Source organism: Nocardiopsis baichengensis YIM 90130, from assembly GCF_000341205.1.
Taxonomy (GTDB): domain Bacteria; phylum Actinomycetota; class Actinomycetes; order Streptosporangiales; family Streptosporangiaceae; genus Nocardiopsis_A; species Nocardiopsis_A halophila.
In genome coordinates this window covers 84762-98380 of sequence record NZ_ANAS01000031.1, presented here as the reverse complement: position 1 = coordinate 98380, position 13619 = coordinate 84762, and the positions used below count along the sequence as shown (strand labels likewise).

11 protein-coding genes are annotated in these 13619 nt (G+C 74.7%); 6 read left to right on the top strand and 5 right to left on the bottom strand.

Annotated features, from left to right (window positions below):
• Window positions 1-216: 216 nt before the first annotated feature.
• Together folP and C892_RS0122180 are read right to left on the bottom strand one after the other, a co-directional pair.
• Window positions 217-1116: a dihydropteroate synthase gene (gene folP / locus C892_RS0122185; protein ID WP_017558974.1), complete on the bottom strand. Its 900-nt coding sequence runs from the start codon at window positions 1114-1116 to the stop codon at window positions 217-219.
• Complete coding sequence (locus C892_RS0122180; RefSeq protein ID WP_017539266.1) at window positions 1113-2048, bottom strand: Lrp/AsnC family transcriptional regulator; 936 nt, start codon at window positions 2046-2048, stop codon at window positions 1113-1115. Before C892_RS0122180 ends, folP begins: the two co-directional genes overlap by 4 nt.
• Window positions 2049-2416: 368 nt before the next feature.
• Here C892_RS0122180 and C892_RS0122175 point away from each other — a divergent pair, with 368 nt between their 5' ends.
• From C892_RS0122175 to C892_RS0122155, 5 genes are all read left to right on the top strand, one after another.
• A complete protein-coding gene (locus tag C892_RS0122175; protein ID WP_017558973.1) occupies window positions 2417-3970 on the top strand; it encodes an LCP family protein in 1554 nt (517 codons plus the stop codon).
• A gap of 1856 nt (window positions 3971-5826) precedes the next feature.
• Window positions 5827-6597, top strand: a complete 771-nt coding sequence (locus tag C892_RS0122170) for a hypothetical protein (protein ID WP_017558972.1) — start codon at window positions 5827-5829, stop codon at window positions 6595-6597.
• Between the two features lie 215 nt (window positions 6598-6812).
• Window positions 6813-7667, top strand: coding sequence for a VldE C-terminal domain-containing protein (locus C892_RS0122165; RefSeq protein ID WP_017558971.1), 855 nt, complete (start codon window positions 6813-6815; stop codon window positions 7665-7667).
• 85 nt (window positions 7668-7752) lie between these two features.
• The gene (locus tag C892_RS0122160; RefSeq protein WP_193374801.1) at window positions 7753-9240 is read left to right on the top strand and encodes a TldD/PmbA family protein; all 1488 of its coding nucleotides are present in this window, start codon (window positions 7753-7755) and stop codon (window positions 9238-9240) included.
• Window positions 9237-10643: a metallopeptidase TldD-related protein gene (locus tag C892_RS0122155; RefSeq protein ID WP_017558970.1), complete on the top strand. Its 1407-nt coding sequence runs from the start codon at window positions 9237-9239 to the stop codon at window positions 10641-10643. The genes C892_RS0122160 and C892_RS0122155 overlap by 4 nt, the downstream gene beginning before the upstream one ends.
• A gap of 42 nt (window positions 10644-10685) precedes the next feature.
• Here C892_RS0122155 and C892_RS0122150 read toward each other — a convergent pair whose 3' ends face one another.
• Window positions 10686-10904, bottom strand: a complete 219-nt coding sequence (locus C892_RS0122150) for a dodecin (RefSeq protein ID WP_017558969.1) — start codon at window positions 10902-10904, stop codon at window positions 10686-10688.
• Between the two features lie 453 nt (window positions 10905-11357).
• Here C892_RS0122150 and C892_RS31910 point away from each other — a divergent pair, with 453 nt between their 5' ends.
• A complete protein-coding gene (locus C892_RS31910) occupies window positions 11358-11582 on the top strand; it encodes a hypothetical protein (protein WP_152513448.1) in 225 nt (74 codons plus the stop codon).
• Window positions 11583-11642: 60 nt separating this feature from the next.
• On the opposite strand, the gene mobA is transcribed toward C892_RS31910, so the two are convergent.
• The gene (mobA, locus tag C892_RS0122140; protein ID WP_017558968.1) at window positions 11643-12236 is read right to left on the bottom strand and encodes a molybdenum cofactor guanylyltransferase; all 594 of its coding nucleotides are present in this window, start codon (window positions 12234-12236) and stop codon (window positions 11643-11645) included.
• A gap of 57 nt (window positions 12237-12293) precedes the next feature.
• On the bottom strand, window positions 12294-13481 hold the full coding sequence (locus C892_RS0122135; RefSeq protein ID WP_017558967.1) for an RtcB family protein: 1188 nt from the start codon (window positions 13479-13481) through the stop codon (window positions 12294-12296).
• Between the last annotated feature and the right edge of the window lie 138 nt (window positions 13482-13619).

Below are 13619 nucleotides of genomic sequence, written 5' to 3'. Positions count from 1 at the left end.
ACATACTCACGGGTAACTTCCCTGCAGCGCAAGACGTTCGGCCAGGAATCGACAAAAAACGCTACCGCCGGTTACACGTTCAGGCCTGCGGTATCGCCCGCCCCAGGCGTTCCTCCGCCCGCCCCGTGGCCGGTCGGCGGCCCAGGACGCACGACCCGGGGGAACCATGGAGGGGCGGGGCACCGGCGAGGCTCCGCCGACGGACCGCCCGGCCGGTCACGCCCGGCGGCCCTCCGCGGCGCGGACCGCCGCGACGGTGTCCAGGGCCGTCCGGGCCGCGCCGGCGTCGTGGACGCGGAACACCCGCGCCCCCTCCCAGGCCGACACCGCCAGCACCGCCAGCGTGCCCGCCAGGCGGTCGGTGAGCGGGACGTCCAGGGACTCCCCGATGAAGTCCTTGTTGGAGACCGCCACCAGCACCGGCCACCCGCCCGCCGCGAGCCCGCCCAGCCTGCGGGTGAGCTCCAGCGAGTGGTAGGTGTTCTTGCCGAAGTCGTGGGTGGGGTCCACCAGGATCCCCTCCGGGCGCACGCCCAGGTCCACGGCGCGCTCGGCGAGCCGGGCGACCGTGGCCGCCACGTCCGCCGCCACGTCGCCGTAGGCCGCGCGGTGCGGGTCGGTGCGCGGCCCCAGGCCCCCCGTGTGGCTGCACACCAGGCCCGCGCCGGTGGCGGCGGCCACCCGCGCCAGGTCGGGGTCGGCGCCGGCCCAGGTGTCGTTGATCAGATCGGCTCCGGCGCGCACGCACTCCTCGCCCACCCGCGCCCGCCAGGTGTCCACCGAGATGACCACCCCGGGGTGGCGGCGCCGCAGCTCGGCGATGAAGGGGGCGGTGCGCCCGGTCTCCTCGTCCGGGTCCACCTGGGCGCCGTGGCCGGCCTTGACCCCGCCGACGTCGATGATGTCGGCGCCGCGTTCCACGGCCGCGTCGGCGGCCCGGAGCGCGGCGTCGAAGGCGAAGGTGGCGCCGCGGTCGAAGAAGGAGTCCGGGGTCCGGTTGACCACCGCCATCACCGCGTGCTCACCGGGGGCGAAGGAGCGCCCGCCCAGGCGCAGGACCCGCGGCGGCGCGTCCGCCGCCCCCTCCCGGGCCGCGCCCGCCCCCGCCGTGCTCACGCCGCCACGCCCTTCCTCGCTCGGGGCACCGCCGCCGGGGCCGGTCCCCCGTCGCCGCGGAGCCGCTCCTTGGCCACGCGCAAATGCTCCCACGTCTCCAGCCGTCCCACGTCGGGGCAGCCCCGGATCGCCTCGACCGCCTCGACCAGGGCCGTGCGGTCCGGCGCCGCGGCCGCGCCCACCAGGTCGTACCGGCCGAATCCCACGGCCAGGAAGCCGACCCCCGGCACCGCGGCCAGGCGCGCCGCCAGCGCCGCGGCGTCCCCCCGGCAGCGCACGCCGAACCCCAGGCGCTCGTCGCTGCCCACCACGGCGGGCTCGACGATCGCGGTCACGTGCACCACCCCGGCCTCGATCAGGCGGACCACCCGCGAGCGCGCCGCCGCCTGCGAGAGCCCCACCCGCCGCGCCAGCTCGGCGTAGGAGGCGCGCCCGTCCTGCTGCAGGTGGCGCACCAGCCGCCAGTCGAGCGGGTCGATGGCGATGCCCTTGAGCTCGCGGGCGCCGCTGTCGGCGTCCTTGACCACGTTCCCCGCCCGGAAGACCTCGGCTCCCCCCACCCCGGGCAGCGCCCGCATGGCCGCGACCTCCTCGGCCAGCGCCGCGTCGTCGCGCACCCGCACCTGCGCCACGGCGGGGAAGCGCCCCGCCGTCTGCGCGGCGAAGGTGACCGCCTCCCGCTCGGCCAGTTCGCCCAGGAGCGGGCCCACCGGACCGGAAACGGTGAATGAAACGTGGGCGAACACTTCCCGGCCCAGGACCCCCGCGTGGAGCACCCCCACGATCCTGATCGCCCCCAGCGCCACCAGGCGGCGCACGCGGGCGCGCACCGCCGTGCGCGACAGCCCCACCCCGTCGGCGAGGGCCTGATAGGTCGCTCTTCCGTCCCCCTGAAGCGCCCGCATGAGCGCAGCGTCGACCGCATCGAGCACGATTTTCGCCTTTCGTTCCTTCGACGGCGCCCATTCCCCCCGGACGCCGCCCCCTCCTGCGGCCAGATCATGGCAGTTGCGGCGTTCCTTAACTACAGATCACGGAAGAAACAAGCACGTATTCGGCGATGCATGCCCGAGAGACCAGACATACGACCCGTCTTTGCGACATGACGGACAGATGGCTAACGTGCCGTGTCGCGTCCCCGCGTGCGGACGACTCCGGCAAAGCGAGACACTGTCCTCCGGCATGTTCGCCGCCGGATGCGGTAGGCCCACAGGTGAGGACATGCCCGGACCGCATTGGCGGACCGGAGAGCCGGAACCGTCCCCGACCGACAGGGCGAGGGCATCTAGAAGGGACCCCGATGGCATCACCAGGGGATGAACGGCAGGAGGCGGCGGGCCGCCCCTCCGGGCTGGGACGGGCACTGCTGCTGACCGCGGCCTCGCTCGTCCTCCCCGGTATCGCCCACCTGCGCAGCGGTCGGCGGACCGCCGGCATCGTACTGCTCAGCGGGTACGCCGCGCTGATGGCTGCGGGTATCGCCGTCGGCGTCCTGGTCCTGGGCGACATGGCGCGCGGCGCCACCATGGCGGTCCAGGGCCGCTGGCTGCTCACCGCCTCCGCAGCGGCCTTCGCCGGGGCGGTGGTCTGGATGGCCGTTGTGGTGCACTCGTGGGCCATCACCCGCCCGCGCCCCTCCGGCGCGGGCGCCGCGACCGCCGGCGGAGCCCTGGTCGTCCTGCTGTGCCTGGTGGTGGCCGCCCCCGCCGCCGCCGTCATGCACACCTCCTACGTCACCTACTCGACGCTGTCGACCGTCTTCGGCTCCGAGGACCCCCTGGACGACCCGCCGCACGACGCCGCCAACCCCTGGAACGACCGCGACCGCATCGAGGTGCTGCTGATCGGCGGGGACTCGGGAAGCAACCGCTACGGGATGCGCAACGACTCCACGATGGTCGCCAGCATCGACGTGCACACCGGCGACACCGTGCTCATCGGCATCCCCCGCAACCTGGAGGACGTCCAGTTCCCCAAGGGGTCCAAGCTGGCCGAGGCCTACCCGCCCCCGGCCGGGTACGACAACCTGTTCAACGACATCTACCAGCGGGTCGCCGAGCACCCCGAGCAGCTGGCCGAGAACCCCGCCGCGGACGACCCCGCCGCCGACACCCTCAAGTCGGTCGTCGGCTACATCACCGGGCTGGACCCCGAGTACTACGCCCTGGTGGACATGAAGGGCTTCGAGGGCATCATCGACGCCATCGGCGGCATCGACGTCTACCTCGAGGACCCCATTCCTTACGGTCTGGAGGGCGACGTCCTGGAGGCCGGCCAGCAGCACCTCGACGGCAACCAGGCCCTCTGGTACGGCCGCAGCCGGGTGAACAGCGACGACTACACCCGCATGGGCCGCCAGGGCTGCCTGATCAAGTACGTGGCCGAGCAGGCCGACCCGGCCGCCGTCCTCAGCGGCTACCAGGACCTGGCCGGCGCCGCCAAGCGCACCCTGCGCACCGACATCCCGCAGACCAAGGCGCCCGCCTTCGTCGAACTGGCCGACCTCGTGGACGAGGAGGGCGCGATGAGGACCCTGCAGCTCACCCCGCCCCAGGTGGACCCGGCCTACCCGGACTGGAAGGAGATCCGGGCGATGGTGGCCGACGCGGTGGAGGAGCAGGAGCGGGAACAGGGCGACGGCGCCGACGCGGCCCCCGGCCCGGACCCCTCCCCCTCCGCCTCCGACGCCCCGACCGGCGAGGGCGCCGACGGCGGACAGGAGCAGGGGCAGGACCAGAACGGCGGCGACGAGACCGAGTGGCAGGAGTACACCGGCCTGGACGACCCCTCGCCGACCACGCCCGGGCGCCAGGTCGGCGACGACGCCGGCTCCCTGGACGCCCTGTGCCCCTGAGGCCGGAGTGACCGCGGCGCGGACGGACCGCGCGGCCTGAGAGCACAGGGCAGGCGGCGACGAAGAAGCAGGGGCGGTTCCCCGGGGCCTGGCGGTCGGCTGCCGAGCCTCTCGCGGTCCGGGAACAGCAGCAACGACGGCACGGCAGGTGCCCCGCTCACGGCCCCCGGCCGGGCGGCGGGCCACCGGAGTGCAGGGGAGAGGGCAGCGACGACGAAGCAGGGGCGGTTCCCCGGGGCCTGGCGGTCGGCTGCCGGGTGGCCTGCCGCCTCGGCCTTGGAGAGGCCCCTCCCTTTACGCGTTCCGGGCATACCGGGCGCGTGCGGCGCTGCTCGGGCATCGAGAGTGGTGATATCGCCACGCAATGTGCAATCGGGTGGCGGTATCACCACTCACGTTGGAGAACGCCCCCCTCCGAGGCGATCTCCGGCGAATCAGGCCCGAGGGGCGTCCCGTTTGTCCGGATCTGACGGGGGTGCGGGCCCCGCGCACCCCCGGAGCGGCCCCCGGGACCGGGCGGGTGCACGGTGACAGCCAGACCAGAACGGGATTCGGTGCCCGAGACCCCTTCTACCGGCACACCGGACCCGATTGCGACGCTCTCGGTCACCCCGGGTGACCGGGGGCGGGGCGACACCGACACGGGGCCCGGCCCCGGGCGGGCGCCCCACCCCTGCCTCGCCGCCCCCTCCCCGCCGGCGGGCGGACGAACAGGGGCAATACGGGCACAGTGGCACCGAACCCCGTTCTGGTCTGGCCGGGATCGCACCCGGGAGCCGCCGCGGGGCGCCGATCAGCGCGCCCCCGCTTGCCCCACCCCTATGACGGTGCGTATTCACCCAGGTCACAAGGGGCCCTCTGAATGGAGCGGCGCCGGGCGCGGGCCAGGGAGGGGCGCCGCGGGCGCGGGCGGGCGAGTCCCGGGCCCACCGCGCACCCGGCCCGGGCCGCGAGAAGCCCGGCGGCCGACCGCCAAGCCCGGGGAATCACCACGCTTCGTCGTTGCCGCCGTCTCCCTTGCACCCCGACGACCCCGCGGTCGGCAAGCAGCCGTGAGCGGGGCACCTGCTGTGCCGTCGTTGCTGCTGTTCCGGGACCGCGAGAGGCCGGGCGGCCGACTGCCGGGCCCGGGAAACCGCCCTGCTTCGTCGTCGCCGCCCTCCCCCGGCACTCCGAGGACCCGCCGCCCGGCCGACGGGCGTGAGCGGGGCACCGCCCGCGCCGTCGTCGCCGCTGTCCCCGGACCGCGAGAAGCCCGACAGCCGACCGCCAACCCCGGGGAACCACCACGCTTCCTCGTCGCCGCCATCTCCCTTGCACCCCGACGGCCCGCCGCCCGGCAAGCAGCCCGGAGCGGGGAACCGGCTGTCCCATCGCCGCTCCTCCCCTGCATCGAAGGACCCCGCCTCTAGGCCGCGCGCCGAATTCCTCACCTGGCTGGAGGTGGAGCATCTCCTCCGAGGGGGATCCGAGTGGAACAGGCGATCGCGGGGTCGCGCCTGCGTGCAGGGCCCCGCCTCTGGAATCGGACCTCGGCCCCAGGTGCCCTGCCCGCTGCCGCCCCTCGATCGCGCAGGGACGCCCCCGGAGCACGCAGGAACCGCGAATCGCGGTCCCCCGGTCCCCCGGTCCCGCGCCCCCGCCTCCGACCGCGTCTTCGACGCCCCTCGTCCGGCCCCTCCCCCGCGGCGTCCGGCCGCGTCGCTTCCCCTCCCTCCCCGGCGCGAACCGCCGCTCCGGGGCCATGGCCGCTCCCGGCCATAATCGCTGCTGAGCGTTGATCGCACGGTCGCCCCGTGTGACGCTCGCGTCGGGGCACCGGCGGCGCGACCTGCGGACGGGAACGGTGGGCGGCGATGACCTCAGCCCAGCTGTGGACCCTGATCGGCCTCGGCGTCTTCCACGGCGCCAACCCTGCGATGGGGTGGCTCCTGGCCGTCTCACGCGGGCTCCAAGAGGGCAGCAGGGCGGCGCTGCTGCGGTCGCTGCCGCCGCTGGCGCTGGGCCACGCGGCCTCCATCGCGGCGGTCGCGGTGGTCATCACCGTCACCGGGTCGATGACCGCCTCCCACTGGTTCACCGTGGTCGGCGGCGCCCTGCTCGTCGCGGCCGGCCTGTGGACGCTGCTGGCGCGGCGGCACTTCCACTGGGCCGACGTGCGCATGTCCCTGCCGCAGATCGGGGCGTGGTCCTTCTTCATGGCGTCCATGCACGGTGCGGGCCTGATGGTGCTTCCTGTGCTGGCGGGCGAGATCGCCGAGGGCGGCTCCGGGACCGGGCACCGGCACGGTGCGGCCGGGCACGCCCACGCTTCGGCCGGGCCGAGCGCCGACGCGGCCGCCGCCGGGCAGGCGGCCTCCGCGGATCAGGGCGGCACCGTCGCCGAGACGGGTGCGGCCGGGGCCGCGGACGCCTCCTGGAGCCTGCTCGACGCGACCGCCGTCGGCCTGTTCGCCACGGGGATCCATACGCTCGCCATGTTCGCCGCCGCGGGCGTGGTCGCCCTCATCGCCTACGACTTCCTGGGCGTGCACGCCATGCGGCTTCGCTGGGTGAACATGGACCGCGTCTGGGCCTTCGTGCTGATCGGGGGCGGCGCCTACGCGGCCTGGTCGGCCTTCGCCTGAGCCGACCCCGTCCCCCGTCACCATGCCCCGGCGTCTCCCCCGGCCTCATCGCCGGACGACCGCAGGGTCCGCAGGGTCGCCGCCCCGGTCGGCTCCTGTCCCGGCGTCGTCTCCGTGCTTGGTCTCCCGCGGCGTGGCCTCCCTGCGTCGTCCGCACAGGCCGCATCACGGCGCCGTTCAGGAACCATCCCCTGGGTCCGGTCGTCATACGGGCCGTGAGCACCGATCCCCGTCAAGGCGCCTCCGACGACCCCCGTTCCCCCTCCGCCCCACGGCCCCGGGACACCGGCGCCGGTCGCGGAACCGGCGGCGCCCGGCCGCACAGGCGCAGGCGCGGCGGCTGCCTCGTCCGCCTCCTGATCGGCCTCGCCGTTCTGGCGCTGCTGGCCGGCGGTCTGGCGCTGGCCGCGCCCAGGCTCCTGGACGCAGCCGGGAAGGACCGCACAGCACTCCCCTGGGGTCCCGAGTGCGCCGTGCACACCGAGGACGGCAGCGTCGGCCTGACGGCCGAGGAGGCGCAGCTGGCCACCACCGCCGTCGCGCTCAGCGCGCGCGGCGCCGAGGCGCCGGACACCTCCGGGATCGACCCGGCGGCCCTGGAGCGCCTCGCCGAGGGGCCGCCGGACGACGCCGGCCCCAGCCTGACCTGCCGCGCCTCCCCCGCTTCGGGCCTCGAGCGCGAGGATCTGGCCGAGTCGGGCCTGACCCCGCGCGCCGAGAACGTCCTGGAGGCCATGGGCGAGGTCTTCGGTGAGCAGAGCCTGGGCGGCTACGAGCCCGGCGGGGTGGACAGCGGCCACGGCGGCGACTCGGCCCACTACGACGGCCGCGCCATCGACGTGTTCTACCGGCCCGTGAACGAGGAGAACCGCCGCGAAGGGTGGCTGCTGGCGCACTGGCTGGTCGCCCACGCCGAGGAGCTGCACGTGGCCAACGTGATCTTCGACGACAAGATCTGGAACGCACGCGGCTCGGCCGGGGGCTGGTGGGACTACCGCTCGCCCGACCCCGACAACGAGATCCTGCGCCACCTGGACCACGTGCACGTCGACGTCCAGCGCGGCGGGTGAGGGGGGCGGAGCGCCCCCGCCCCGGCGCGGAGCCCCTGGTGCGGCCCCTGGTCGGCGGGTGGGCCCGCCGAGTAGGTTGTCCGGCGTGCCTGACATCGATTCGGACTTCCTCGCACTGCCCCTGCGCGAGCTCGCCGACGCCGCCCTCGAGCGGGCCGGCGCGCTCGGCGCCGAGCATGCCGACTTCCGCCTGGAACGGGTGCGCGGCCGGGTGCTGTCGCTCTCCGACGGCTCGGTCGACACCGCCGCCGACTCCGACACCCTGGGCTTCGCCGTGCGCGTGGTGCACGACGGCGTGTGGGGCTTCGCCTCCGGCGACGTCCTCGAACCCGGCGCCGCCGCCGAGGCCGCCGAGCGCGCCGTGGGCATGGCCCGCGTCGCCGCCCCGCTGACGGCCGAGCGCATCGAACTCGCCCCCGAACCCGTCCACGCCGACAAGGTGTGGGTCTCCTCCTACGAGAGCGACCCCTTCGCCGTCACCGTGCGCCAGCAGGCCTCGATGCTGTCGAGCTGGTCCCGCCGCCTGCAGGAGGACCACCGGGTCGACCACGTGGACGCCACGCTGCTCCAGGCCAAGGAGCAGAAGTTCTACGCCGACAGCGCCGGGACCTCCACCACCCAGCAGCGGGTGCGCATCGCCCCCGAGGTGGAGGTGTTCGCCCACCGGGGCGGACTCATGGACAGCATGCGCACGCTCTCGCCCCCGGCGGGCCGCGGCTGGGAGTACACCTCCCGGGTCGAGGCCGAGCTGCACGCGCTGCCCGCGCTGCTGGAGGAGAAGCTGCGCGCGCCGTCGGTCGAGCCCGGCCTGTACGACCTGGTGGTCGACCCCTCGCAGCTGTGGCTGACCATCCACGAGAGCATCGGCCACGCCACCGAGCTCGACCGCGCGCTCGGCTACGAGGCCGCCTACGCCGGCACCTCCTTCGCCACCCCCGACCACCTGGGCACCCTGCGCTACGGGGCGCCGTCGATGCAGGTGAGGGGCGACCGGACGGCCGAACACGGCCTGGCCACCGTCGGCTACGACGACGAGGGGGTGGCCGCCTGCTCCTTCGACCTGATCCGCGACGGGGTGCTGGCCGGCTACCAGCGCGACCGCCGCATCTCCCGGCTGACCGGCCAGGGCCCCTCCAACGGGTGCGCCTTCGCCGACTCCCCCTCCACCATGCCGATCCAGCGGATGGCCAACGTGTCGCTGGCCCCCGACCCCGAGGGCCCCAGCACCGAGGGGCTCATCGCCGGCGTGGAGGACGGCGTGTACATCGTCGGCGACCGCAGCTGGTCCATCGACATGCAGCGGTACAACTTCCAGTTCACCGGGCAGCGCTTCTACCGGATCCGCAACGGGCGCCTGGACGGCATGCTGCGCGACGTCGCCTACCAGGCCACCACCACCGACTTCTGGAACGCGATGGCCGCCGTGGGCGGGCCCTCCACCTACGTGCTGGGCGGCACCTTCCGCTGCGGCAAGGGACAGCCCGGCCAGGTGGCGGCGGTCAGCCACGGCTGCCCGGCGGCGGCCTTCACCGGCGTCCGCGTCCTCAACACCGTGCAGGAGGCAGGAGAGTGACCACGTCCACCCCGCAGGACCTCGTCGAGCGCGCCCTGGGGCTGTCCCGCGCGCACGCGTGCATGGTGCTGGTCCGCGAGCGCAGCCGGACCGACCTGCGCTGGGCGGGCGGCTCGCTGACCACCAACGGCGCCGCCCGCTCGCGGTCGGTGACGGTGGTGGCGGTGGCCGAGGGCCCCGGCGGCACCCAGGTCGGCGTGGTCGAGCGCGGCGGCCTGCGCGACGAGGAGCTGGAGGAGCTGGTGCGCGCCGCCGAGGCCGCCGCCTCCTCGGCCATCCCCACCGAGGAGGCCGTCCCGCTGGTCGGGCCGGGCGAGGCGGGCTCGGGCGGCGACTGGGACGCGCCCCCGGCGGCCACCGGCGTGGAGGTGTTCACCGAGACGGCCCGCGGCCTGGGGCGCGTGTTCGGCGCCTCCGGCGGGTCGGGGCGGCTGCACTACGGCTTCGCCCAGCACAGCATGGTCACCACCTACCTGGGGTCCTCGACCGGGCTCCGGCTCCGCCACGACCAGCCCGAGGGCACCATCGAGATGAACACCCGGGGCGAGGGCGCCGACCCGCGCTCGGCCTGGGTCGGGCGGGGCACGCGGGACTTCACCGACGTGGACCCCGAGGCGCTCGACGCCGAGCTGGCGCGGCGGGCCGAGTGGGCCTCGCGCCAGGTGGACCTGCCGGCCGGGCGCCACGAGGTGGTCATGCCGCCCGAGGCGGTGGCCGACATGATGGTGCCGCTGTACTTCGACTCCGGTGCGCGCGACGCCTACGAGGGGCGCTCGGCCTTGTCGTCCTCCGACGGCGGGGGCGGGACGCGCCTCGGCGAGCGCATCGCCGGACTGCCGCTGGACCTGCTGAGCGATCCGCGGTACCCGGGCCTGGAGTGCGCGCCCTTCACCGTCACCGGCAGTCCCGGGCGCGACGTCAGCGCCTTCGACAACGGAATGCCCCTGCGCCGCACCGAGTGGATCTCCGAGGGCGTGCTGCGCGCGCTGGGCCAGACGCGGGCGACGGCCCGCACGACCGGTATGAAGGCGACGGGCTTCATCGACAACCTGGCGCTGGAGATGCCGGGGGCGACGGACGGCGTGCAGGAGATGGTGGAGCGCACCGAGCGCGGGCTGCTGCTGACCTGCCTGTGGTACATCCGCTCGGTGGACCCGCAGACGATGCTGCAGACCGGGCTGACGCGCGACGGCGTGTACCTGGTGGAGGACGGGCGGGTCACCGGGGCGGTGAACAACTTCCGGTTCAACGAGTCGCCCCTGGGTCTGCTGCGGCGCGCCACTGAGGCCGGGGCGTCGGTTCCCGCGCTGTCCAGGGAGGCCGGGAGCATTTTCCCCCGCACGGCGATGCCTCCGCTGCGAATCCCCGACTTCAACATGTCGACGGTCAGCAGGGCCTCGTGAGGGCCGCGCGGGGAGCGGTCGCATCCGCTCCCCGCGCCCCGTTCACTCCTGGTTCCCCTCCAGGCGGAAGCCCAGCTTGAGCCCCACCTGGTAGTGGGCGATGCGTCCGTCCTCCAGGTGGCCGCGCACCTGGGTGACCTCGAACCAGTCCAGGCCGCGCAGGGTCTGCCCGGCCCGCTCGATGCCGTTGCGTATGGCCTGGTCGACGCCTTCGTGCGAGGTGCCGACGATCTCGGTGACCCGGTAGGTGTGCTCGCTCATGGCCTTCCTCCCGCCTCCGCCGCGTCCCCTCGGGACCCGGCGAGTGTGTTCCATCGCACATTCCCCGGCTCCCTTCCCGGGGGGCCGAACGGGCAATCCCGTCTTCGCCGCCGCTTTCCCGACCCTTTACGGGTTCCGCCCCTCCACCATTGGTCCCGTTCCGGATAATTCGCCATTAGTTGGAGAAACAGCAGGTCCGCGGGACTCTCCCGAGATCACGTCGTAACTGAGTCTTGACGTACCCCCGGGAGCGGCGGTGTACATTGGGGGACAGCGCTTCGGTCCCCCGTCGGAGCGCTGGGCCGGTGTTTCGAGCCCCCGTCGGAACACCGCGCGCGACGTCGGGTGGTTTGCCCCCGTAGCCACCCGGCGTCGCCTTTTTCTCTCCCCGGCCGGCGCCGCACCGCGGCGTCCGACCGGCCGGGCCGCCGAAGCGACCAGGAAGCACCGCCGTTGAGCCCGAGCGACCCCGCAGCCGCCGAACCGCCCGTCTGCTCGCGGAGGGCGTGCCGCGAACCGGCGCAGTGGGTGCTGGTGTGGAACAACCCCAAGGTGCACACCCCGGACCGCCGCAAGACCTGGCTCGCCTGCGGCGAGCACCGTGCGTACCTGGCCGAATTCCTCGACGTGCGCGGCTTCCTGCGCGAGACGGTGCCCTTCGAGGAGTTCGAGGGCTGACCCCCCGTCCTGGCACCCCTGTCCTGTCGGCCCGTCCCGGTGCGGGCCGCGTCCCGGCGGTCAGGGCGACCGGCGCCGCAGCAGCTCCCGGGCGCGGTCCAGTTCCTCGGGGGTGTCGCAGTCGAAGGCGGCCAGCTCGGCGCCCTCCCCGAGCGGCACCCGGGCGAAGTCGAACGCCCGGACGTCGCCCGGGGAGGAGAACAGGCCCCGCAGGGACGCCCCCGGGTAGGCCTCCAGGGCCGCGCGCAGCCTCTCGGTGCGCCAGACGCCCAGCAGCCACTGCTCGCGGCCGTCGGCGTCGACCATGACGGCCCCGTGCCGCCCCCGGGCCGCCGCCCGCAGCGCCGAGACGTCCTCGGGGCGCAGGAACGGCAGGTCCCCGGCCAGGACGGCCGTCCAGGGCTCCGCGACCCGCGCCGCGCCTGCGCGCAGCGCGGGCACCGGGCCGGCCCCGGGCGGGTCCTCGCGCACGTACTCGGCCCGGGGCCGCTCCCGGGGCGGCCCCACGACCACCACGCGCCCGGGGGCCGCCGCGGCCACCCGCTCCAGCAGGGTGGCTCCCCCGGCCTCCAGGCCGGGCTTGTCGGCGCCGCCCATGCGGCGCGCGCGGCCGCCGGCCAGGATGACGCTGTCACAGCCCTCGAGCCGCTCCACGGCCCCTCCCCTCGGTCTCGCGGCCGCCGGGCCGCCTGCTCAGCCCTTACCGCCTGCTCAGCCCTTGACGCACACCACCTGCCGCAGGTGCGCCACGACCTCGACGAGGTCGGTCTGGGCCGAGACCACTTCCTCGATGTCCTTGTAGGCGCCGGGGATCTCGTCCACGACGCCGGTGTCCTTGCGGCACTCGACGCCGCGGGTCTGCTCGGCCAGGTCGGCCTCGCTGAAGGTCTTGCGGGCCTTGTTACGGCTCATCCTCCGCCCCGCCCCGTGCGAGGCGGAGTTGAACGAGGACTCGTTGCCCAGCCCGCGCACGATGTAGGTGCCGGTGGCCATGCTGCCCGGGATGATGCCGAGGTCGCCGGCGGCGGCGCGGATCGCGCCCTTGCGGGTGACCAGGACGTCGACGCCGTCGTAGCGCTCCTCGGCGACGTAGTTGTGGTGGCAGGAGATCCACGGCTCGAACCGCACGCCGGGGAAGGACCGGCGCAGCACGTCGCAGGCCAGGCCCATCATGACGTCGCGGTTGCGGCGCGCGTACTCCTGCGCCCAGAACAGGTCGCGGCGGTAGGCGTCCATCTCCGGGGTTCCCGAGACGAACACCGCCAGGTCGCGGTCGGGCAGGTCCTGGTTGTGCGGGAGCCGGCGGGCCTTCCCGATGTGGTGCTCGGCCAGCTCCTTGCCGATGTTGCGCGAGCCGGAGTGCAGCACGGCCCACACGGAGCCCGCGTCGTCGAGGCAGACCTCCAGGAAGTGGTTGCCGCCGCCCAGAGTGCCCATCTGGCGCTCGGCGCGGCTCCGGCGGGAGTGCACGGCCGGGGTGAGGTCGTCGAAGCGGTCCCAGAGCCGGACCCAGCCAGCGGAGGCGAGGCCGTGCACGCGCCGCACGTCCACCGGAGCCCGGTGCATCGCGAAGCCGACCGGGACGGCCGCCTCCAGGTCCGAGCGCAGCCGGCGCAGGTCGTCGGGCAGCTCCTCGGCCGTGAGCGAGGTCTTGACCGCGGTCATCCCGCAGCCGATGTCCACGCCCACGGCCGCCGGGGAGACGGCGTCGCGCATCGCGATCACCGAGCCGACGGTGGCCCCCTTGCCGTAGTGCACGTCGGGCATCACCGCCAGTCCGTGCACCCAGGGCATGCGGGTGACGTTGCGGAGCTGGTCCATGGCGGCCGGTTCGACGCGCTCCGGATCGGTCCACATCCGAATGGGCACGCGCGCACCGGGCGCCTCCGTGTAGGGCACGGCTCCTCATCCTCCTCCTGTCGGGCGGGTCGGTCCGTCCGGGCCCCGCGGGGCCCGGACGCCTGGAGATCAGACCAGGGGCGGGCCCGCCGCGGCAACGGGATTTCCGTGCGCGCCCGCCCCCGGGACCGGTCCGCC

What these genes read in the sequence shown, in the direction of transcription:
- C892_RS0122150 (WP_017558969.1), bottom strand. Translation starts at nt 10,904, where the DNA reads ATGAGCGAGCACACCTACCGGGTCACCGAGATCGTCGGCACCTCGCAC.
- C892_RS0122170 (WP_017558972.1), top strand. Translation starts at nt 5,827, where the DNA reads ATGACCTCAGCCCAGCTGTGGACCCTGATCGGCCTCGGCGTCTTCCAC.
- C892_RS0122175 (WP_017558973.1), top strand. Translation starts at nt 2,417, where the DNA reads ATGGCATCACCAGGGGATGAACGGCAGGAGGCGGCGGGCCGCCCCTCC.